The organism is Acidovorax cavernicola (assembly GCF_003581445.1).
Window position 1 is genome coordinate 109,905 of the sequence record NZ_QXMN01000012.1, and the last position, 20,368, is coordinate 130,272.

General features: G+C 70.2%; 18 protein-coding genes. 12 read left to right on the forward strand and 6 right to left on the reverse strand.

All coding sequences use genetic code 11. The features are described from left to right. Window positions 1-34: 34 nt before the first annotated feature. The 5 genes from D3H34_RS12555 to D3H34_RS12575 all read left to right on the forward strand — a co-directional run bounded on the left by D3H34_RS12555 (window position 35) and on the right by D3H34_RS12575 (window position 5,407). Window positions 35-907 carry a branched-chain amino acid ABC transporter permease gene (locus D3H34_RS12555; protein ID WP_119553786.1) on the forward strand — a complete coding sequence of 291 codons (873 nt, stop codon included), beginning with the start codon at window positions 35-37 and terminating at the stop codon, window positions 905-907. 17 nt (window positions 908-924) lie between these two features. After that, the gene (locus D3H34_RS12560; protein ID WP_119553787.1) at window positions 925-1,887 is read left to right on the forward strand and encodes a branched-chain amino acid ABC transporter permease; all 963 of its coding nucleotides are present in this window, start codon (window positions 925-927) and stop codon (window positions 1,885-1,887) included. Further along, a complete protein-coding gene (locus D3H34_RS12565) occupies window positions 1,884-2,636 on the forward strand; it encodes an ABC transporter ATP-binding protein (RefSeq protein WP_119553788.1) in 753 nt (250 codons plus the stop codon). The genes D3H34_RS12560 and D3H34_RS12565 overlap by 4 nt, the downstream gene beginning before the upstream one ends. Before the next feature lies 1 nt (window position 2,637). Further along, window positions 2,638-3,339, forward strand: coding sequence for an ABC transporter ATP-binding protein (locus D3H34_RS12570; protein WP_119553789.1), 702 nt, complete (start codon window positions 2,638-2,640; stop codon window positions 3,337-3,339). A 127-nt stretch (window positions 3,340-3,466) separates the two neighbouring features. Then, window positions 3,467-5,407 carry a sigma-54-dependent Fis family transcriptional regulator gene (locus D3H34_RS12575; RefSeq protein ID WP_119553790.1) on the forward strand — a complete coding sequence of 647 codons (1,941 nt, stop codon included), beginning with the start codon at window positions 3,467-3,469 and terminating at the stop codon, window positions 5,405-5,407. Window positions 5,408-5,411: 4 nt separating this feature from the next. Here the strand turns inward: D3H34_RS12575 and D3H34_RS12580 are convergent, their stop codons facing one another. Together D3H34_RS12580 and D3H34_RS12585 are read right to left on the reverse strand one after the other, a co-directional pair. Continuing rightward, window positions 5,412-6,626, reverse strand: coding sequence for a glycosyltransferase (locus D3H34_RS12580; protein ID WP_119553791.1), 1,215 nt, complete (start codon window positions 6,624-6,626; stop codon window positions 5,412-5,414). Continuing rightward, window positions 6,623-7,267 (reverse strand): TetR/AcrR family transcriptional regulator, encoded by a 645-nt coding sequence (locus D3H34_RS12585; protein WP_286185667.1) that lies wholly within the window; start codon window positions 7,265-7,267, stop codon window positions 6,623-6,625. Before D3H34_RS12585 ends, D3H34_RS12580 begins: the two co-directional genes overlap by 4 nt. 211 nt (window positions 7,268-7,478) lie before the next feature. Here D3H34_RS12585 and D3H34_RS12590 point away from each other — a divergent pair, with 211 nt between their 5' ends. Further along, window positions 7,479-9,281: an NAD(P)/FAD-dependent oxidoreductase gene (locus tag D3H34_RS12590; RefSeq protein WP_119553792.1), complete on the forward strand. Its 1,803-nt coding sequence runs from the start codon at window positions 7,479-7,481 to the stop codon at window positions 9,279-9,281. Between the two features lie 40 nt (window positions 9,282-9,321). On the opposite strand, the gene D3H34_RS12595 is transcribed toward D3H34_RS12590, so the two are convergent. Together D3H34_RS12595 and D3H34_RS12600 are read right to left on the reverse strand one after the other, a co-directional pair. Then, window positions 9,322-10,032 (reverse strand): Crp/Fnr family transcriptional regulator, encoded by a 711-nt coding sequence (locus D3H34_RS12595; RefSeq protein WP_119553793.1) that lies wholly within the window; start codon window positions 10,030-10,032, stop codon window positions 9,322-9,324. A gap of 20 nt (window positions 10,033-10,052) precedes the next feature. Next, window positions 10,053-10,433, reverse strand: coding sequence for a DUF1090 domain-containing protein (locus D3H34_RS12600; RefSeq protein ID WP_167481184.1), 381 nt, complete (start codon window positions 10,431-10,433; stop codon window positions 10,053-10,055). A gap of 157 nt (window positions 10,434-10,590) precedes the next feature. Here D3H34_RS12600 and D3H34_RS12605 point away from each other — a divergent pair, with 157 nt between their 5' ends. From D3H34_RS12605 to D3H34_RS12620, 4 genes are read left to right on the forward strand one after another with little or no spacing between them, the layout of a single operon-like run. Beyond that, window positions 10,591-11,511: a beta-keto acid cleavage family enzyme gene (locus D3H34_RS12605; RefSeq protein ID WP_119553795.1), complete on the forward strand. Its 921-nt coding sequence runs from the start codon at window positions 10,591-10,593 to the stop codon at window positions 11,509-11,511. 38 nt (window positions 11,512-11,549) lie between these two features. Then, window positions 11,550-12,758, forward strand: coding sequence for an ABC transporter substrate-binding protein (locus D3H34_RS12610; RefSeq protein ID WP_119553796.1), 1,209 nt, complete (start codon window positions 11,550-11,552; stop codon window positions 12,756-12,758). After that, window positions 12,755-13,714 carry a 3-hydroxyacyl-CoA dehydrogenase NAD-binding domain-containing protein gene (locus D3H34_RS12615; protein WP_119553797.1) on the forward strand — a complete coding sequence of 320 codons (960 nt, stop codon included), beginning with the start codon at window positions 12,755-12,757 and terminating at the stop codon, window positions 13,712-13,714. The genes D3H34_RS12610 and D3H34_RS12615 overlap by 4 nt, the downstream gene beginning before the upstream one ends. A gap of 21 nt (window positions 13,715-13,735) precedes the next feature. Next, a complete protein-coding gene (locus D3H34_RS12620; RefSeq protein ID WP_119553798.1) occupies window positions 13,736-15,544 on the forward strand; it encodes a feruloyl-CoA synthase in 1,809 nt (602 codons plus the stop codon). Between the two features lie 7 nt (window positions 15,545-15,551). Here the strand turns inward: D3H34_RS12620 and D3H34_RS12625 are convergent, their stop codons facing one another. Then, a complete protein-coding gene (locus tag D3H34_RS12625) occupies window positions 15,552-16,364 on the reverse strand; it encodes a PaaX family transcriptional regulator (RefSeq protein ID WP_119553799.1) in 813 nt (270 codons plus the stop codon). A gap of 80 nt (window positions 16,365-16,444) precedes the next feature. Between D3H34_RS12625 and D3H34_RS12630 the strand changes: the two genes are divergently transcribed. Beyond that, a complete protein-coding gene (locus D3H34_RS12630) occupies window positions 16,445-17,227 on the forward strand; it encodes a crotonase/enoyl-CoA hydratase family protein (protein WP_119553800.1) in 783 nt (260 codons plus the stop codon). Between the two features lie 158 nt (window positions 17,228-17,385). Further along, window positions 17,386-18,930 carry a class I adenylate-forming enzyme family protein gene (locus D3H34_RS12635; protein WP_119553801.1) on the forward strand — a complete coding sequence of 515 codons (1,545 nt, stop codon included), beginning with the start codon at window positions 17,386-17,388 and terminating at the stop codon, window positions 18,928-18,930. Between the two features lie 15 nt (window positions 18,931-18,945). On the opposite strand, the gene D3H34_RS12640 is transcribed toward D3H34_RS12635, so the two are convergent. Next, window positions 18,946-20,334 carry an aminotransferase-like domain-containing protein gene (locus D3H34_RS12640; RefSeq protein ID WP_119553802.1) on the reverse strand — a complete coding sequence of 463 codons (1,389 nt, stop codon included), beginning with the start codon at window positions 20,332-20,334 and terminating at the stop codon, window positions 18,946-18,948. Window positions 20,335-20,368: the final 34 nt, after the last annotated feature.

Here is a 20,368-nt window from a genome sequence, read left to right on the forward strand (position 1 = left end):
GCGGCAACCACACTCAATCAACTGGGATCACACGGTGGATTTCGGAACCTTCCTGGTGCAGTGCCTGAACTCCGTTCAGTACGGCCTGCTTCTCTTCCTCGTGGCCTCGGGGCTGACGCTGATCTTCGGGATCATGGGCGTCATCAACCTCGCCCACGGGAGCTTCTACATGATCGGCGCCTACATGGCGTTCTCGCTGGCACCGCTGTTCGGTGACCAGTTCCTGCTGATGCTGGTGGCCGGCGTGGTGCTGGCCGCGATCTTCGGCTACGTGCTGGAGTGGGCCTTCTTCAGCTACCTCTACCAGCGCGACCACCTGCAGCAGGTGCTCATGACCTACGGCCTGATCCTCGTGTTCGAGGAGCTTCGCTCCATCCTCGTGGGCAACGACGTGCACGGCGTGAAGGTGCCCGCGTGGCTCGACGGCAGCTTCGCGCTGGGCAACGTCATGAGCTACCCGTGGTATCGCCTGTTCGCCTCGGCCGCGTGCATCGTGCTGGCCGTGGGCCTGTACTACGTGGTCAACCGCACGCGCCTGGGCATGATGATCCGCGCCGGCGCGAGCAACCGCGACATGGTGCGCGGCCTGGGCATCGACGTGAAGCGGCTGTACCGCATCGTGTTCGCAGCCGGCGTGGCGCTCGCGGCGCTGGCCGGCATGATCGCCGCGCCGATGTCCTCGGTGTACCCGAACATGGGCGCGAGCGTGCTCATCATCTGCTTCGTGCTGGTGGTGATCGGCGGCATCGGCTCCATCACCGGGGCGCTCGTCGCTTCGCTGCTGGTGGGCTTCGTCGACACCTTCGGCAAGGTGTTCTTCGCCGACCTCGCGGGCATCGGCATCTACCTCCTGATGGCCATCGTGCTGATCTGGAAACCTGAAGGCTTGATGGGGAGGCGGCCATGAGCCCGGTGGTTGCATCCATGTCTGCATCGCCTCGCCGCGGTGCCTTCATCGTGCCCGTGCTGTGCGCCATCGCCCTCGGCGTGGCCGGCCCGCTGCTGGGCAACTACGCGTCGGACTTCATCGTCAAGGTGATGATCCTGTCGATCTTCGCGCTGAGCCTGGAGCTGCTGGTCGGCATGACCGGCCTCGTGAGCCTGGGCCATGCGGCCTTCTACGGCATCGGTGCCTACGTGACCGTTCTGGCCTCGGGCAACGAGGGCGGCAACTTCGCGGTGCTGCTGGCGCTGGCCATGGGCGCGGCGGCGCTGTATGCGCTGTTCGTCGGCGCCTTGAGCCTGCGCACGCGCGGCGTGTACTTCATCATGGTCACGCTGGCCTTCGCGCAGATGGCGTTCTTCGTGTTCCACGACACCAAGGTCGGCGGCGGCAGCGACGGCATCTACCTGTACGTGCGCCCGGCCCTCGGCGCGCTCGACCTGGAGAACCGCACGGTGCTGTTCTACGTGGTGCTGGGCGCGCTCGTGTTCACCTACGGCCTGCTCGCGCTCGTGCGCCGCTCGCGCTTTGGCGCGGCGCTGGCGGGCATCCGCGTGAACGAGCAGCGCATGCGCGCGGCGGGCTTTCCGGTGTACGGCTACAAGCTCGCGGCCTTCGTGCTGGCGGGCGCGCTGGCCGGCCTCGCGGGCTTCCTGCTGGCCTCGCGCGACGGCGTGGTCAACCCCGAGCTGATGGCCTGGCACAACTCGGGCGAGGTGCTGCTGATGGTGATCCTGGGCGGCCTCGGCCACCTGCGCGGCGCGGTGATCGGCGCCGTCGCGTTCACGCTGCTGAAGGAAATCTTCTCGACCCACGCCGTGATGGGCCCGCTGGCCGACCACTGGCAACTCACGCTGGGCATCGCGATCATCGTGTTCGTGGCGCTGCTGCCCAAGGGCCTGATCGGCCTGGTGCAACGCCTGTCGCCGAAGGGAGGCGCATGACCACCGCACTGCTTTCCGTCGACAAGCTCACCCGCCGCTTCGGCGGCCTCACCGCCGTCAACGCCGTCACGCTCGACCTGCACGTCGGCGAAGTGCATGCGGTGATCGGCACCAACGGCGCCGGCAAGTCGACGCTCATCAACATGCTCTCGGGCGAGATCGAGGCCTCCGAAGGCCGCATCGCGCTCGACGGCGTCGACATCACCGCGCGCGCGCAATCGCGCCGCGCCCGCGACGGCGTGGGCCGCAGCTACCAGCGCACGACCATCTTCCCGGAGTTCAGCGTGCACGAGAACTGCCGCCTCGCCGCACAGGCCGCCACGGCCAGGCCCTGGGCGATCTGGCAGTCGTCGCAGCGCTGCGCCACCAGCAACGCGTCGGCCGACGCCGCGCTCGAAGCCGCCGGCCTCGCGGCCGAGGCCCGGCGCATCGCCGGCACGCTGAGCCACGGCGCGCAACGCCAGCTCGAAGTGGCGATGTGCCTGGCGACGCACCCGCGCGTGCTGCTGCTCGACGAACCGCTCGCCGGCATGGGCGCGGAAGAAACCGACCGCATGCTCACGCTGCTCGCGCGGCTGAAGGCCACGCACGCCATCCTGCTGGTGGAGCACGACATGGATGCGGTGTTCCGCATCGCCGACCGCATCACGGTGATGGTGAACGGCACGGTCATCGCCACGGGCAATCCCACGGAGATCCGAGAGAACCCCGAAGTGCGCACCGCCTACCTCGGCGAGGAGCAACACTGACATGCTGATCGTTCGCGACCTCAACACCTACTACGGCAACAGCCACATCCTGCGCGGCGTGCATGCCGGCATTCCGGCGGCCACCTCGGTCGGCCTGCTCGGACGCAACGGCATGGGCAAGACCACGCTCATCCGCACGATCATGGGCTACGTGCGACCCGCCTCGGGCGAAGTGCAGGTCGACGGCCGCACCGTCACCGGCCTGCCGCCCGAGAAGATGGCGCGCCTGGGCATCGGCTACGTGCCCGAGGGCCGGGGCATCTTCCCGAACCTGTCGGTGCGCGAGAACCTCGTGATGAGCGAACGCGCCGGCGTCGACGGCCAGCGCGCCTGGACCTTCGACCGCGTCATGGCCACCTTCCCGCGCCTGTCGGAGCGGCTCGGGCATGGCGGCCAGCAGCTGTCGGGCGGCGAGCAGCAGATGCTGTCCATCGGCCGCGCGCTCATGACCAACCCGCGCCTCTTGATCCTCGACGAAGCCACCGAAGGCCTCGCCCCGCTGATCGTGGCCGAGATCTGGCGCGTGATCAGCGAGATCCGCGCGACAGGCATCGCCACCCTGATCGTCGACCGCGACTACCGCAAGGTGCTCGCGCACACCGACCTGGCGGTGGTGATGGAGAAGGGGCAGATCGTGCGGCAGGGGGCGTCGGTGGAGTTGCTGGGGCAGCCGCAGGTGCTGGAAGAACTGCTGGGCGTCTGAGGCGGTACGGCAAGAAAGCCCGCTGTGAGCGGGCGTAACACCTGCGTCGCACCGGGTTTCACCTCTGTCCTGCGACAGTGCGACAGCCGAATGATGGCCGCGCTCCATCATTCCAGCGAGGCTGCGCATGACGTCCCTGCAATCGCGTCACATCGACAACGTCTATTCGATCGCCACCGGCGGCGCGCTGCTGGCCGATCCGGCGGCGAGCCTGGTGCACAAGTCGTGGGCGCGCTGCGTGCGCGATCACGGGCTCGATCCGTCGCGGCCGACGCCCGCGCGCATTCTGCCGGCGCAGGAGGTGCGCGCGCACCAGCAGCAGCTCGAGCACTTCTTGCGCGCCGCGCGCGCGGGCATGGAAGACATCTACCGCCGCGTGGCCGACCTGGGCTACATGGTGCTGCTGACCGACGCCGAGGGCATCACGGTCGACTACATCGGCAACCCGGCCTGGGACGACCAGCTGCGCCGGGCCGGCCTGTACCTGGGCGCCGACTGGAACGAGGCGCACGCGGGCACCTGCGGCGTGGGCACCTGCCTGGTCGAGCGCCAGCCGCTGACCTGCCACCAGACCGAGCACTTCGACGCCACGCACATCGCGCTCACCTGCACGACGGCGCCGCTGTTCGACCACGGCGGCAAGCTGACGGCCATCCTCGACGTGTCGGCGCTGCGCTCGCCCGAGGCGCGCGAGAGCCAGCACCTGGTGCGGCACCTGGTGTCGATCTACGCGCGGATGATCGAGGACGCCGACTTCCTGCGGCACTTTCGCGGCCACTGGATCCTGCGGCTGGGCAGCGCCTTCGGGCTGGTCGATGTGGCGGGCGAGGTGATGCTGGCCTTCGACGACAGCGGCACGTTGGCGGGTGCCAACGGCGGCGCGCGGCAGGTCTTCGCCGGGCAGCCGCTGCTGCACGGCGGTTCGGTGTCGGAGCTGCTGCACCTGCCGATGGACGCGATCTGGCGCCTGGGCAACAGCGCCGCGTCGGCCATGCCCTTCGCGCACACGGTGCTGCTGCCGGGCGGCGGCGAATACCACGCCTCGCTGATCGCGCCGCGCGTGCGGCGCGTTGCAACGCCGACGCAGACAACCCCTCGTCCTTCAGACCGCCTGCCGCCGCTGGCGCGCATCGCGGGCGACGACGATCCGGCGATGCAGAAGCTGCTTGCGCAAGCGCGCCGGCTGGTCGATCGTGGCATCCACGTGCTGATCGAGGGCGAGACCGGCAGCGGCAAGGAGGTGCTGGCGCGCGCGCTGCACGGCGCGAGCCGCCGCGCCGCCCTGCCCTTCGTGGCCGTGAACTGCGCGGCCATTCCCGATTCGCTGATCGAGAGCGAGCTCTTCGGCTACACGCCCGGCAGCTTCACGGGTGGCCGCGCCAAGGGCATGAAGGGGTTGATCGCGCAGGCCGACCGCGGCACGCTCTTCCTCGACGAGATCGGCGACATGCCGATGGCGCTGCAGACGCGGCTGTTGCGCGTGCTGTCCGAGGGCGAGGTGCTGCCGCTGGGCGCCGAGTCGCCGCAGCGCGTGGACCTGGCGGTGGTGGCGGCCACGCACCGCGACCTGTGGTCACTGGTCGCGGCCGGGCGTTTCCGCGAGGACCTGTACTACCGGCTGTGCGGCGCGGTGCTGCAGCTGCCGCCGCTGCGCGCACGGGGTGACCGGCGCTACCTGATCGAGGCGATGTTCCACGAAGAGGCTGCGGCGACGGAATCGACCGCACGGCTCTCGGAAGCGGCCATGCAGCGGCTGATGGCGCACGACTGGCCGGGCAACCTGCGGGAGTTGCGCAATGTGCTGCGGTTGGCGTTGGCGCTGTGCACGGGCACCAGCATCACGCCCGAAGACCTGCGCCTGGCGCCGCATCGATCGGCGCCCGATCACCGCGACGCCACGCCTGCATCGGCAGACAGTGACGACAGCGCCGACACCGTGCGCCTGCTCGACGCTCTGCAGCGCCACCGCTGGCATGTGGCGCGCGCCGCGCAGGAACTCGGCATCAGCCGCGCCACCGCCTACCGCCGCATGCAGCGCTTCGGCATCGTGGCACCGCAGCGCGGGTAGCCTGCTAACGACTCAGGATCTGCTCGATGGCGCGCACGGCCGTGCCCAGGCCGTCTTCCGCGCGCATGCGGTCGCCCAGCGCCCGGGCCCGCGCGCGCACCTGCGGGTCGTGCGCGAAGGCGATGCCACGCGCGAGGTCGTCGGCACCGAACCGGCCACCCGCCACGGCCGGCGGTGCCACGCCCGCCTGCGCGAGGTGGTGCGCCCAGAACGCCTGGTCGCCCGCGAACGGCACGACCACCGACGGCACACCCGCGCGCGCGGCCGAGTGGCTGGTGCCCGAGCCACCGTGGTGCACCACCAGCGCCATCCGCGGAAACAGCCAGTCGTGCGGCGTATCGCCGATGACATGGAAGTTCGACGGCAGTTGCTGCACGTCGAGGCCGCTCCATCCCGGATGCAGCACCGCGCGCCGGCCAGCCATGCCCTCGACGAGGGCCGCGAGCAGGCGCGCCTTGTCGAAGCCCGTCATGCTGCCGAAGCCGATGTAGACCGGCGCCTCGCCGGCCGCGAGGAAGTCGCGCAGCGACTGCGGCGGCTCCCAGTCGGGCGCGGGGGCGAGCCACTGGCCGCACACGGCAGCATTGGCGGGCCAGTCGGCCGGACGCGGCAGCAGGCTCGGCGAATAGCCGTAGAGCACGGGGTGCGTGGTCCACAGGCGCCGCCGTGGCGGCAGGCCGCAGACCTCGGCGCGCGCGGCATTCACGGCCGGCCGGAAGGCGCGCCAGAGGAGCCCGTTGACGAGGTGATGGCTCGCGCGGTTCAGGAAGCGCGGCACGCGCGCGGGCGGCAGGAAGGGCGAGGCGAAGGCCGCCGTCGGCGTGAGCGGGAACATGCCCGCGCCGATGGCGGGCACGCCCAGGGCCTCGGCCGCCGACAGGCCCACGAAGGCCGCGAGCCCCGCGCAGACGACGGCGTCGCAGCCCTGCGCGGTCTCGATGGTCTGGCGCAGCCACGGCGTGGCGTTGGCGTTGGCGATGTCGGCGAGCGCTTTGGCGGCGGCGGCCGGCTTGTCGCCCTGCGCGATGACGCCGCCGAGCGCCTGCCGGATGTCGCCGGCCAGCGCCTGCGTGCGCACGCCGAGCCGTTCGACCGCGCCGAGCGTGGTCGTGTCCGCGAGCAGCACCGACGCGTGGCCGGCGTCGTCGAGTGCGCGGCACAGCGCGGCGAGCGGACGGGCGTCGCCCTCGGTGCCATAGGTGAGCACGGCGAATTTCATGGGACGCGTCTCCTTGCAGAGGTTTTGGGCGCCGTGCGCGCGCCGCCGACGAAGAGGTCGACGACCACGGCGAACTCGTCGCGCAGCACGAGGCCGGGCAGCGTGAGCCAGCGCATCAGCGCGCCGAAGTACAGGTGGTGCAACAAGCCCGCGAGGTGCGCGGCCGGCACGTCGGCGCGCAGCGTGCCGGCCTGCTGGCCGGCGGCGATGAGCGCCTCGAACAGGCCCGACAGGTCGCGCGGCGCACTGCGGTCGCCGCCGCCGAGTTCGCTCTCGATGTTGAGGAAGCGAAAGCGGAAGTAGTCGAGCAGGTAGGCCCGGTAGCGCTCGGACCATTCGGCCGAGGCATCGAGCAGGCCGGCGAGCTGCGCCGTGAAGCCGGCCTTGGGGTCGATGGCCTCGTGCAGGCGCTGCGTGTCGGCCGCGAGTTCGAGGTGCACCCAGTGCGCCAGGATCGCCTCCTTGGTCGGGAAGTGGTTGTAGAGCGTGCCCTTGGCCACGTCCGACTGCTGCGCGATCTGCTCCATGGTGGTGGCGTCGTAGCCCTGCGCCTCGAACAGGCGCATGGCGGTGGACGCGACGTGGTCGAGCGTCTGGGTGCGCCGGCGTTCGCGGCGGCCGGGGAGGTCGGGTTCTGTCACGGTGCGGGCCCTTGAATTTGGACGACGTTCAATTTTATACGTCGTTCAAATTCTCATGTCTCGTCTCAGCCCCCGTGAGACAGCGACAGGCGCCTGCGACAAAACCGCCGCCAAGTCCTTGATTCTTCGTCGCACCGCGCGCGGCACGGAAGCTGCGCAATGAACGCCGCGCCTCGTCGCGCATTCATCAACGACGCTACGGAGACATTCAATGACAGACCCGACCACCGGCCCGACCCGCGCCGCAACCCAATGGCTTGCCGACTTCGCCGCCGCGCTCGCCCGCGGCGACATCGACGCGAGCGTCGCGCTGTTCGAAGCCGACAGCTACTGGCGCGACCTCGTCGCCTTCACCTGGAACATCCGCACGCAGGAAGGCCCCGAGGCCATCCGCGCCATGCTGCAGGCCCGGCTGGCCGACACGCAGCCCACGGCCTTCGCGCTCGAGGGCGAGGCGGCCGAGGCCGACGGCGTGGTCGATGCGTGGTTCACCTTCGAGACGCGCGTGGCGCGCGGGCGCGGCCACCTGCGCCTTCGCGGTGGCAAGGCCTGGACCCTGCTCACCACCATGACCGAGCTCAAGGGCTTCGAGGAGAAGACGGGCGACAACCGCATCAAGGGCGCGGAGCACGGCGTGCACAAGGGCCGCAAGAACTGGCTCGAGAAACGCCGCGACGAGGAAGCCGCGCTGGGCTACACCGAGCAGCCCGAGGTGGTGGTCATCGGCGGCGGCCAGGGCGGCATCGCGCTCGGCGCGCGGCTGCGGCGCCTTGGCGTGCCCACGATCATCGTGGAGCGCAACGCCAAGGCCGGCGACTCCTGGCGCAAGCGCTACAAGTCGCTGTGCCTGCACGACCCGGTCTGGTACGACCACCTGCCCTACATGCCCTTCCCGGACGACTGGCCGGTGTTCGCGCCCAAGGACAAGATCGGCGACTGGCTGGAGATGTACACGAAGATCATGGAGCTCAACTACTGGAGCTCCACCACCGCGAAGAAGGCACGCTTCGACGAAGCCACGCAGCGCTGGGAAGTGCAGGTGGAGCGCGAGGGCCAACCGGTGACGCTGCGCCCGAAACAGCTGGTGTTCGCGCTCGGCGTGTCGGGCTACCCGAACGTGCCGAAGGTGGCGGGCGCCGAAGACTTCCTGGGCGACCAGCACCACTCCAGCCAGCACCCCGGGCCCGAGGCCTACGCGGGCAAGAAGTGCGTGGTGCTGGGCTCGAACAACTCGGCGCACGACATCTGCGCGGCGCTGTGGGAGCACGGTGCGGACGTGACGATGGTGCAGCGCTCTTCCACGCACATCGCGCCCTCGCAGTCGCTGATGGAACTGGCGCTGGGCGGATTGTATTCGGAGCAGGCGGTGAAGAGCGGCATCGACCACCACAAGGGCGACCTGATCTTCGCCTCGGTGCCCTACAAGATCATGCACACCTTCCACATCCCCGTGTACGAGGAGATGAAGAAGCGCGACGCCGACCTCTACGCGCGGCTGGAGAAGGCCGGCTTCCTGCTCGACTTCGGCGTGGACGGCTCGGGCCTGTTCATGAAGTACCTGCGGCGCGGCTCGGGCTACTACATCGACGTGGGCGCCTCGGAGCTGGTGGCCAACGGCAGCATCCACCTCAAGAGCGGCGTGAACATCGAGCACGTGAACGCGCGCTCGGTCACGCTCACCGACGGCACCGAGCTGCCGGCCGACCTGCTGGTGTACGCCACGGGCTACGGCTCGATGAACGGCTGGCTGGCCGACCTGATCTCGCCCGAGGCTGCCGACAAGGTCGGCAAGTGCTGGGGCCTGGGCTCCGACACGCCGAAGGACCCGGGGCCGTGGGAAGGTGAGCTGCGCAACATGTGGAAGCCCACGCAGGTGCAGAACCTGTGGTTCCACGGCGGCAACCTGCACCAGTCGCGCCATTACTCGCAGTTCCTGGCGCTGCAGCTGAAGGCCCGCATGGAAGGCATCGACACGCCGGTGTACGAGCTGGCGGCGTCGCACCACAAGCGCTGAAGACGCGATGAAGGCCGCCGCGTGCGGCCTCTTCATCCACTCATCCGTCGAGGCGGCGGCGCAGCCCGTCGAGGTCGGTCACGGTGATGCCGCCATACTCGATGCGCAGCAGGCCGGCCGACGCCAGCCGCCGCAGCGCCGCATTGCAGCGCTGGCGCGACAGGCCCGAGAGGTTGGCGATCTCTTCCTGCGACACCTGCAGGTGCGGGTCGCTGCCGGGATGCAGCCACTCGTGGAACAGGCCCGCGAGCGCGCGCGCGACCTGGCTGTCGGTGTCCAGCAGATGGTGCGCGGTGAAGTTGCCGAGGAACCAGTGCATGCGCTCGTTGATCTGGCGCAGCAGGAAGTCGTCGAAGCTGCGGTGCGTGGCGCGCAGCCATGCGAAGGTCTCCAATGGCATCAGCGCCACGCGACTGGGCCGCAGGGCGATGATGTCGGCCGTGCGCGGCACGCCGCGCAGCAGCGTGCCCTCGCCGAACCAGCTGCCAGCCGACAGGCCGCCCAGCGTGACGGAGCGCCCGTCGGGCGAGGTCACGCACCACTTGAGCAGGCCTTCGATGGTGCCGTACCAGTGCAGTGGCGTGTCGCCGCAGCGGCACAGCGCGGCGCCTGCGGCCACCTCGACCTCGCGCATCTCGTCGAGCACGCGCTCGCCCGCGCTCACGTCGAGCCGCGGGAACCAGGCGGAGCCCTGCAGCAGCTGGGCAATGGTCTGGGAGGCTGCGGGAGGGGCCGGCTTCGTCACGGGCATGTCGTTGGCTGCAGGCTCGCTCAGTGCGCGCCCTTGAGGTGCTGCAGCTCTTCCTGCGCGTCGCGCAGCTTCTTCTCGCGGTCGGCGATCTTGCTGGCCCGGCCCTTCTCCTGCGCCTCGCGCAGGTCGCGCTCGCGCTGCGCCACCTTGCGCTCCTGGTCGCGGATGCGCCGTGCGTGCTCGGCCGCCAGTTTGGCGTCGGTGCAGTTGCGGTTCACTTCGGCCAGCGCCGTTTCGAGGCCGCGCACGCGTTGCTTCTGGCCCTTCGATTTCGCCATCTCGATGTCGCGGCCGATGGCTTCGCGCTTGGCGTCGCAGGTGCCCGGGCCCGCGGGTTGGGCGGCGGCGCCGAGGGCGGTGAACGCGGCCGCGGCGGCCAGCACGAGAAGGCGTAGTTTCATTGAGGGTGCTCCTGATGCGCGTGATGGCGCACCGACGACTTTAGCGCCTGGCGCCGCGTAAACCCTGCCCCCGAATGTCATCGCGATGACTGAGTGCGGCGGAGCCCCGAAAAAATAATGGCGCGCCCTCCACGAAAGACTTCCGAAAGCATCCGCCATGTCGAAGCGCAAAGTGATCGTGACCATCGCCCCCACCGGCGGCATGGCCCACAAGTCCCAGAACCCCCACCTGCCCACCCAGCCCGCCGAGATCGCGGCCGACGTGCTGCGCTGCTGGAACGCCGGCGCCAGCGTGGTCGCCATCCATGCGCGCCGCCCCGACGACGGCGCCACCTGCAACGCGGAGGTGTACCGCGACATCAACAGCCGCATCCGCGCGCTGGGCAGCGACATCGTGCTCAACAACTCCACCGGCGGCGGCGTGCACGGCGACATGGTCAAGCCGCTGGCCGGCGATCGCTGGGAGATCGCGTGGGAGGAGCGCATCAAGGGCATGGACGCCGGCGCCGAGATGTGCACGCTGGACGCCACCACGCTCAACCTGAGCTTCGAGGGCAAGCAGATCCTGATGGACACGCCCCTCACGCGCGGGCGCGAGCTGGCCGCCGGCATGAAGGCGCGCGGCATCAAGCCCGAGTGGGAAGTGTTCAGCCCCACGCACATCCTGCAGGACACGACCACGCTGATCGAGGAAGGCCACGACGACGAGCCGTACTTCATCAACCTCGTGATGAACGTGCACCGCAACTTCCAGAACGCGATGCCCTACTCGCCGCGCAACCTGCAGATGATGGTCGACACGCTGCCCAAGGGCGCGATCTTCGGCGTGAGCGGCATCGGCATGTCGCAGCTGGAGGCCAACGTGGCCGCACTGCTCTTGGGCGGCCATGCGCGCGTGGGCCTGGAAGACAACCTCTACTTCCGCCACGGCGAGCTGGCCACCAACGTGCAGCTCACCGAGCGCATCGTGCGCGTGATCCGCGAACTCGACATGGAAGTGGCCACGCCCGCCGAGGCGCGGCAGATCATGGGCCTGCCGCGCGTGGGCGGCCCACGGCCCGAGTTCGCGCTGGGCTGAGCAGGACGACACAACGACAACGAACGGAGACAAGCCACATGACCACATCCCGCACCGCCCTGGCCCTCGCGCTGGGCACCCTCTTTGCATCGGGCGCCTTCGCCCAGGTGTCCGACGACACCATCCGCATCGGATTCATCAGCGACATGTCGGGCATCTACCGCGACTACGACGGTCCGGCCGGCGCGGAAGCCATCCGCATGGCCATCGCCGACATGGGCGGCGCCATCAACGGCAAGAAGATCGAGCTGGTCACCGCCGACCACCAGAACAAGCCCGACATCGCGGCCGCCAAGGCGCGCGAATGGTTCGACGTGCAGAAGGTCGACATGCTGGTCGGCGGCGTGAACTCGGGCGCGGCCATCGCGATGGCGGGCGTGGCGGCCGACAAGAAGAAGCCGTACTTCGTGGTGGGCTCCGGCGCCTCGAGCCTCACCAACGAGTACTGCTCGCCCTACACGGTGCACTACGCCTACGACACGGTGGCGATGGCGCGCGGCACCGCGAGCGCGGTGGTCAAGGCCGGCGGCAAGAGCTGGTACTTCGTGGCGGCCGACTACGCCTTCGGCGCGGCGCTGCAGGCCGACGCCACCAAGACCGTGCAGGCCGCCGGCGGCACGGTGGCGGGCTCGGTCAAGCACCCGCTGGGCGCGAGCGACTTCTCGTCGTTCATGCTGCAGGCGCAAAGCTCGAAGGCGCAGGTGCTGGCGCTGGCCAACGCGGGCGGCGACACCGTCAACGCGATCAAGTCGGCGGCGGAGTTCGGCATTGCGAAGAACATGAAACTCGCGGGCATGATCATCACCATCAACGACGTGCATGCGCTGGGCCTGAAGGCCTCGCAGGGCATGTACCTCACCGACAGCTGGTACTGGAACCAGAGCCCCGAGTCGCGCGCCTGGGCGCGCCGCTTCTTCGACAAGCACAAGCGCATGCCCTCCTCCTTCCATGCCGGCGACTACTCGGCCGCGCTGCAGTACCTGCAGGCCGTGAAGGCCGCGGGCAGCGACGATGCCGACAAGGTGATGGCGCAGCTGCGCAAGACCAGGTTCAACGACATGTTCGTGAAGGACGGCTGGCTGCGCGACGACGGCCTGATGGTGCACGACATGCACCTCATGCAGGTGAAGACGCCCGCCGAATCGAAGGAGCCGTGGGACTACTACAAGGTGGTCGAGCCGATCCGCGGCGAGGCCGCATGGACCACGCGGGCCGAGAGCCGCTGCGCGCGGTGGAAGCAATCATGAGCACTGACACCACTCACACCACCCACGTGAAGCGCGTCGCCGTCGTCGGCACCGGCGTGATCGGCGCGAGCTGGGCCGCGTACTTCCTCGCGCAGGGCCTGGATGTGAACGCGACCGACCCGTCGCCTAGCGCGGAAGAACGGCTGCGCGCGGCCGTGGCGAAGCACTGGCCCACGCTGGAGCGCTTCGGCCTGGCCGAAGGCGCCTCGGTGGACCGGCTGCGCTTTCACGACAGCCTGGAAGACGCGGTGGCCGTGGCCGACTTCGTGCAGGAGAACGGCCCCGAGCGCATGGATTTCAAGATCGACCTGTTCCGCCGCATGGACGCGGCGGCGCCGCCGGAGACGATCCTCGCGTCGAGCTCGTCGGGCCTGGCGATCAGCGGCGTGCAGTCGGGCTGCGCGCATCCGCAGCGCGTGGTGCTGGGGCATCCGTTCAACCCGCCGCACCTGATTCCGCTGGTCGAGGTGATCGGTGGCGAGCAGACCTCCGCCGAGGTCATCGCACGCACGATGGCCTTCTATGCCGCCATCGGCAAGCGACCGATCCACGTGAAGCGCGAGGTCAAGGGCCACATCGCGAACCGGCTGCAGGCGGCCCTGTGGCGCGAGGCCTTCCACCTCGTCAACGAAGGCGTGGCGAGCGTGGCCGACATCGACACTGCCATCGCGCACGGCCCCGGCCTGCGCTGGGCGGTGATGGGGCCGTTCATGAACCTGCATCTCTCGGGTGGCGCAGGCGGCATCGAACATCTGCTGGCGCACCTGGGCGGTCCGATCGAGGACTGGTGGAAGGATCTCGGTGCGCCTTCGATGACTTCCGAGTTGAAGCAACAGGTGGTGCAAGGCGTGGCCGAAGCCCTTGGCTCGCGCCACACGGCCGATCTCGAAGCCGCACGCGACACCCTGCTGTTGAACCTGATTCGCGCCAAGGCCGAAACGGGCAAGCTGGACTAAGAAGGTGTGAACGAACCCGCCATGACCGACTTCCTGCTCGACGACAACCAGATCGCCCCACCCCGCACAGTCCGCATCGACTTCGACGACGGCTCGTTCGTGCTGCGCTCGCCGACGGTGCTGCAGCCCTATGCGCGCTGCATCGGCGAATGGATCGAGCGCTGGGCGCGCGAGACGCCCGACGCGCTGGCGTTGGCCGAGCGCGACGAGACGGGCGAAGGCTGGCGCAGGCTCGACTACCGTGCGCTGCGCGAAGCCGTCGGTGCGGTGGCGCAGGGCCTGCTCGACCTGAACCTGCCGGCGGGCCGCCCGGTCGTGATCCTCTCGGACAACGCCATCGACCATGCCGTGCTGATGCTCGCGGCGATGCACATCGGCCGCACGACGTGCTCGCTGTCGAGTGCGTACTCGCGCATGACGAAGGACCCGTCGCGGCTGCACGGCATGCTGCAGGCGCTGCAGCCGGCGCTGATCTACGCATCCGACGCGAAGGTGTACGGCGCTTCGCTCGCAGGCTGCGGCATCGAGGCGGTCACGGTGTTCAGCCGCAACGCCGAAGCGCATCCCGGTGCGATGGCGTTCGATCGATTGCTCGCGACGAAGGAAACGCCCGCCGTGATGCAGGCCTTCGCGGCCGTGGGCCCCGACACGCACGCCAAGTACCTGCTGACCTCGGGCTCCACCGGCAAGCCCAAGGTGGTGATCAACACGCACCGCATGCTGTGCGCCAACCAGCAGATGATGGCGCAGACCTGGCGCTTCCTCGAGCAAGAGAGACCCGTGCTCGTCGACTGGCTCCCATGGAGCCACACCTTCGGCGGCAACCACAACCTGCACATGGTGCTGTGTCACGGCGGCGCGCTCTACATCGACGAGGGCCGCCCTGCGCCGGGCCTGATCGAGAAGACCGTGCGCAACCTGCGCGAAGTGAAGCCCACGCTGCTGTTCAACGTGCCGCGCGGCTTCGACATGCTGCTGCCCTTTCTCGAAGCCGACGACGCGCTCGCCGCCGAGGTGCTCTCGCGTCTGCGGCTGGCCTTCTACGCGGCGGCGGCGCTCGCGCCCTCGACCTGGCAGCGGCTCGAGGCCGTGGCCCGTCGCGTGCGGCCCGCGCGGCCGCTGTGGCTCACGACCTCGTGGGGCGCGACCGAGACCTCGCCCGCGATCACGTCGGCGCACTGGCAGCTCGACGGCGCCGGCTGCATCGGCGCGCCGCTGCCGGGGCTGGAGCTGAAGTTCGTGCCCAACGGCCAGAAGCTGGAGATGCGCGTCAAGGGCGTCTCGGTGTTCCCCGGCTACCGCGACGCACCGCGCGAGACCGCCGAGGCCTTCGATGCCGAAGGCTACTACCGCATCGGCGACGCGGGCTTTCTCGCCGACCCGCGGGAGCCCGCGCGCGGCGTGATCTTCGACGGCCGCGTGGCGGAAGACTTCAAGCTCTCGACCGGCACCTGGGTGTCGGTGGGCACGTTGCGCGTGAAGCTGGTGTCGATGCTCGCGCCGCACGTGCAGGACCTCGTGCTCACCGGGCACGACCGCGACGAGATCGGCCTGCTGGTGTTCGCGAGTCCGCAGGGCGCCGCGCTCGCGCCCGGTGCGCTGGACGAACGCATCGCCGCCGTGCTGCGCGCCCTGCGCGACGAGGGCGCGGGCACTTCGCAATGCCCGGCCTGCGCGCTGGTGCTGGCCGAGCCGCCCAGCCTCGATGCGGGCGAGATCACCGACAAGGGCTACATCAACCAGCGCGCCGTGCTGACGCGACGCGCGGCGGAGGTGGCGCGGCTGCATGCGCGTGCGTCCGACGACGCGGGCGTGATCCGCCTCCTCTGAAGCCGCGTCAGGCAGCGGGCAACGCCAGCCACTGGCGCCAGAGCTTGCGCGCCTGATCCTGGTAGCGCCGCGCGGCCGCGCGCAGCGCGGTGCGCGGCGCGGGCGGCATCAGCTCGGCGGGCAACAGCGGGTCGCGCACCAGGTGCGCGATCACGGCGCGCCCCAGCAGCAGCGACTCGCGCACCGCCACCTCCAGCGGCTCCGTGTGCAGCCGCTGCTCGCCGCGCTCCAAGCCGGCCTGCAGACGGCGGCAGTCGTCGGCGAGCGCGCGCACGTTCCACAGCGTGCGCGCAGTGGTCTGCGCGGTGGGGTCGAGGTCGGCGAGACGGAACACCAGTGCATCGGTCGACAGGCCCAGCGCCTCGAGCTGCGCGCGCTCGGCCGCGAGCCCGCCCGCGAGGTTGTCGGGCCGGATCTGCAGGCCCGGGCGCAGTGCTGCGAAGCCGCGCAGCGACAGCGCCAGGCTGTGGCGGCGCCACCCAGTCTTGTCGGCGCGCGCCACGCCGGCATCGTGCACCGCCAGCCAATCGCCCTTCCACGCGACGGCCTGCGCGCGCTTGTGCCGCCAGTCGCCGACCGCGCGCGACAGCGCCGGCCCTGCGCGGTTGAGGCTGTAGCTGCCGCGCTCGCCGCGCGCGATCTTGCCTTCGGCCGCAAGCCGCGTGAGCCCCACGCGCAGCGTGGTCTCGCCGATGCCCATGAGCGCGCCCGCACGGCACAGCGCCTGCGAACTCAACGTGCCGCCGTCGGCCACCAGCAGGTCGAGGATCAGCTCCGGCGCGCTCGGCAGCGCCACGGAAACATTACACACCTTGTCCATGTTTGCGAAATAAAGAAATGTTTCCTAGGATGCCAGAAACCGACTGATCCCTGCAATTTTTCTTCGGAAGGACCCCGCACATGACCACGCCCTTCGTGACCTGGGAGGTGGACGGCCCCGTCTGCACGCTCACGCTGAACCGCCCCGACAAACGCAATGCGGTGGACGGCGCCGTGGCCGCCGAGCTGCGCGCGGCCTTCCAACGCTTCGAGGCCGACGACGCGCTGCGCGTGGCCGTGCTGACGGGCGCGGGTGGCCATTTCTGCGCGGGCGCGGACCTGGGCGCCGTCAGCGATCCGGCGCGCCGCAACGAGCTCGACCCCGACGGCGGCGGCGCCGGCCCGATGGGCCCGACGCGCATGGCGCTGTCCAAGCCGCTGATCGCGGCGGTGAACGGCTACGCGGTCGCGGGCGGGCTCGAACTCGCGCTGCTGGCCGACCTGCGCGTGGCCGACGAGGACGCGGTGTTCGGCGTGTTCTGCCGCCGCTGGGGCGTGCCGCTGATCGACGGCGGCACCGTGCGGCTGCCGCGCCTCGTGGGCATGGGGCGCGCGCTCGACCTGATCCTCACGGGCCGCCCGGTCGGCGCGCCCGAGGCGCTGGCGATGGGCCTGGTGAACCGCACCACGCCACCGGGCGGCGCGCTGGCCGCGGCGCAGGAACTGGCGCGGCAGATCGCCGCCTTTCCGCAGCAATGCATGCTGGCCGACCGCCGCTCCGCCTTCGAGCAATGGGACCTGCCGCTGGCCGAGGCGCTGCGCCGCGAAGGCGCGCAGGGCGTGCCGATCGTCGCGGCCGAAGGCGAAGCGGGTGCCGCGCGCTTTGCCGGCGGTGCGGGCCGCCACGGCGAATTCAAGCGCTAGAGCTCGCCCCCAGGCTTCGCGCACTTCGTGTCGCTTCTCCTTCCCCCTACCGGGAGCGACGCCTGCAGCCCGGCAAAGCCGGTTCTGCGGTGTCCCTGGCTTGAAGCCCACCACGTTCCCCCCTACGCATCCATGCACAAACCACCAGGAGACACGCCTTGCATTCGCCCTCGCCCGCCCGCGGCCCGACCTACCTTGAACTGATCCGCCGCGGCGCCCTGCAGCACGGCCCGCGCACCGCCATCGTCTACGGCGAGCAATCGATGACCTTCACCGAGGTCGATCAGCTCAGCAGCCGGCTCGCCCATGCGCTGCATGCGGCCGGCGCAGCGCCGCGCACGCGCGTGGCGCTGCTGCTGAACAACGGCTTGCACAGCGTGCCGCTGGACTTCGCCTGCGTGAAGGCCGGCATCAACCGCGTGCCGCTGAACGCGCGGCTCTCGCTGGCCGAGCATGCGCGCATGGTCGCGGACACCGGCTGCACGCACCTCGTGTTCGGCCCCGACCTCGCCGAGCGCGCGTCGGCCCTGCGCGAGGCCGTGGCGGGCCTGTCCTGCATGGGCCTGGGTGCGGCGCTCGACGGCGCCGCCGACCTGCTCGCGCAGGCCGCCTCGTGCCCCGCGCAGGCGCCCGCCTTCGAGCCCGCGCACGACGACGTGGTGCTCACGCTCTTCACCTCGGGCACCACCGGCACGCTGAAGGCCGCGCAGCACACGCAGGCCTCGTACGCGGCCATCTGCCGCAACGTGCTGCTGAACCTGCTGCCCACCACCGCCGACGACGCGATGCTGCACGCGGCTTCGCTGATCCATGCGAGCGGCGTGTTCGTGCTGCCCTTCTGGCTGCGCGGCGGCCGCACGGTGATCCTGCCGGGCTTCGAGCCCGGCGCCTTCCTGCGCACGCTGCAGGCCGAGCGCATCACCGCGATCAACCTGGTGCCGACGATGCTGCAGATGCTGTTCGAGCACCCCGACCTCGCGCGCACCGACGTGGCCGCGCTGCGCTACGTGATCTACGGCGCCTCGCCGATGCCGCGCGCGGTGATCCAGCGCGCGATGGCGGCGTGGGGCCGGCACCGCTTCTGGCAGTACTACGGCCAGACCGAGGTACCGCTGTGCCTCGCGGTGCTGCGGCCCGAAGACCACACCGACGAACTGCTCGACGCCTGCGGCCAGCCGGCGATCGATGTCGAGCTGCGGCTGATCGACGAGGCCGGGAACGACGTGCCGCCCGGTACGCCGGGCGAGATCGCGGTGCGCGCGCCCTCGGCGGTATCGGGGTACCACAACGCGGCCGGACTCAACGCCGAGACCTTCGTCGAAGGCGGCTGGGTGCGCACGCGCGACGTGGGCGTGTTCGACGCGCGCGGCTTCCTGCACCTGAAGGACCGCACCTCCGACATGATCATCAGCGGCGGCTACAACGTGTACCCGCGCGAGGTCGAAAACGCGCTGATGTCGCACCCCGCCGTGCGCGAGTGCGCGGTCATCGGCCTGCCGCACGAGAAGTGGGTGGAGATCGTCACCGCCGTGGTGGTGCTGCGCGAAGGCCGGCAGGCCGACGAAGCCGCACTGATCGCGCATGTGGCGGACCAGCTCGCCTCGTACAAGAAGCCGCAGCGCGTGATCTTCGCCAGCGAGATCCCGAAGACGGCGGTGGGCAAGCTCAACCGTCGGCAGCTGCGCGAACTGCACCGGGGTTGAAGGGCAGTTCTTCGATCAGCCTGCGCGCCGCCGCAACGCGGTGCGCAGCGCCTTCGCGAAGCGCGGGTCGGCCATGGCGCCGACATTGAAGCGCGACCAGCGCGAGACCTGCGTCGAATCGACGCTGAAGATGCGCCCCGGCGCCATCACGATCTTGCGCGGCAGCAGCTCCTTCGCGAAGGCCAGCGAGTCGTCCACGCCCGGCAGCGCGGCCCAGATGTAGAGCGACTGCGGGCTGCGCGCGAAGACCTCGGCGTCCACCACGTCGAACAGCTTCAACGCGTCGCGCGTGGCCTCGCCCAGCCGCTGCTGCAGCCGCTTGAGGTGGCGCTGGTAGTGGCCCTCGCTCAGGATCACGTCGACCGTGCGCTCGCTGTATTCCGAGCTGCTCACGTGGATCAGCGCCTTCAGGTCCGCGAGGTCGCTCGCCAGGTCGGCCCCGCAGGCGATGAAGCCCACGCGCAGCGCGGCCGAGAACGACTTGGAGAAGCTGCCGATGTAGATCGTGCGTTCCAGCTGGTCGAGCGCCGACAGGCGCGGCAACGCGGTCGGCTTGAAGTCCGCCAGCGGGTCGTTCTCGACGATCAGCAGGTCGTACTTCTGCGCCAGCTGCAGCACGCGAAAGGCCTTGGCCGGCGAGATGTCGGAGCCCGTGGGGTTGTGCGCGAGCGACTGCGTGAAGAACAGGCGCGGCCGCTCGGCGATGAGCAGTTGCTCCAGCACGTCGAGGTCAGGTCCGTCGGCCAGGCGCGGCACCGCCAGCATCTGCGCGCCCGCGAGCTTGAGCTTGCCGAACAGCGGGTAGTAGCCGGGGTCGTCCACCAGCACCTTGCCGCCGGGCGGCACGAAGTAGCGGATGACGATGTCCATCGCCTCGTTGGCGCCGTGCGTGAGCACGATCTGCCGCGGCTCGGCGCCGATGCCGAAGTCGGCCAGCTTGCGCACGAGGTGGTCGCGCAGCGGCGCATAGCCGAAGCGGCTGCCGTAGCGGAACAGCGCGCCGAGCCCCGTGCGCACGACCTTCGGGTGGTACTTGTCCAGGCGCACGTCGGCGAGCCATTCGACGGGCGGAAAGCCGTCGCCCACGGCGACTGCGTCGGGCTGCGTCTTGAGCTGCTCGCGCATGAGCCACACGATGTCCATCGCGCGGCCGAGGCTGCCCGCGTCTTCCTCGGCCGGCTTGGGCGCCGTGGCCTGCGCGAGCACGAAGTAGCCCGAACCGCGCCGCGGCTCGACGAGGCCGCGCGACACCAGCAGCTCGAACGCGGCCACCACGGTGTTCTTGGCATAGCCGTGCAGTTGCGCGAGTTCGCGCAGCGAGGGCAGCTTGTCGCCGGCCTTGTAGGCGCCGCTCGCGATCTGGCGCGCGAGGGTGTCGGCGAGCGAATCGGCGATCGTGGTCATGGGCCGAGACTGTGACACAGCAGGCTGCTTTCGC

Bases quoted from the DNA above. Each gene is read 5' to 3' on its own strand.
- D3H34_RS12605 (WP_119553795.1), top strand. From the start codon at position 10,591: ATGTCGAAGCGCAAAGTGATCGTGACCATCGCCCCCACCGGCGGCATG.
- D3H34_RS12640 (WP_119553802.1), bottom strand. From the start codon at position 20,334: ATGACCACGATCGCCGATTCGCTCGCCGACACCCTCGCGCGCCAGATC.
- D3H34_RS12630 (WP_119553800.1), top strand. From the start codon at position 16,445: ATGACCACGCCCTTCGTGACCTGGGAGGTGGACGGCCCCGTCTGCACG.
- D3H34_RS12595 (WP_119553793.1), bottom strand. From the start codon at position 10,032: ATGCCCGTGACGAAGCCGGCCCCTCCCGCAGCCTCCCAGACCATTGCC.
- D3H34_RS12560 (WP_119553787.1), top strand. From the start codon at position 925: ATGTCTGCATCGCCTCGCCGCGGTGCCTTCATCGTGCCCGTGCTGTGC.
- D3H34_RS12570 (WP_119553789.1), top strand. From the start codon at position 2,638: ATGCTGATCGTTCGCGACCTCAACACCTACTACGGCAACAGCCACATC.
- D3H34_RS12625 (WP_119553799.1), bottom strand. From the start codon at position 16,364: ATGGACAAGGTGTGTAATGTTTCCGTGGCGCTGCCGAGCGCGCCGGAG.
- D3H34_RS12610 (WP_119553796.1), top strand. From the start codon at position 11,550: ATGACCACATCCCGCACCGCCCTGGCCCTCGCGCTGGGCACCCTCTTT.
- D3H34_RS12620 (WP_119553798.1), top strand. From the start codon at position 13,736: ATGACCGACTTCCTGCTCGACGACAACCAGATCGCCCCACCCCGCACA.
- D3H34_RS12565 (WP_119553788.1), top strand. From the start codon at position 1,884: ATGACCACCGCACTGCTTTCCGTCGACAAGCTCACCCGCCGCTTCGGC.
- D3H34_RS12600 (WP_167481184.1), bottom strand. From the start codon at position 10,433: ATGAAACTACGCCTTCTCGTGCTGGCCGCCGCGGCCGCGTTCACCGCC.
- D3H34_RS12615 (WP_119553797.1), top strand. From the start codon at position 12,755: ATGAGCACTGACACCACTCACACCACCCACGTGAAGCGCGTCGCCGTC.
- D3H34_RS12580 (WP_119553791.1), bottom strand. From the start codon at position 6,626: ATGAAATTCGCCGTGCTCACCTATGGCACCGAGGGCGACGCCCGTCCG.
- D3H34_RS12590 (WP_119553792.1), top strand. From the start codon at position 7,479: ATGACAGACCCGACCACCGGCCCGACCCGCGCCGCAACCCAATGGCTT.
- D3H34_RS12575 (WP_119553790.1), top strand. From the start codon at position 3,467: ATGACGTCCCTGCAATCGCGTCACATCGACAACGTCTATTCGATCGCC.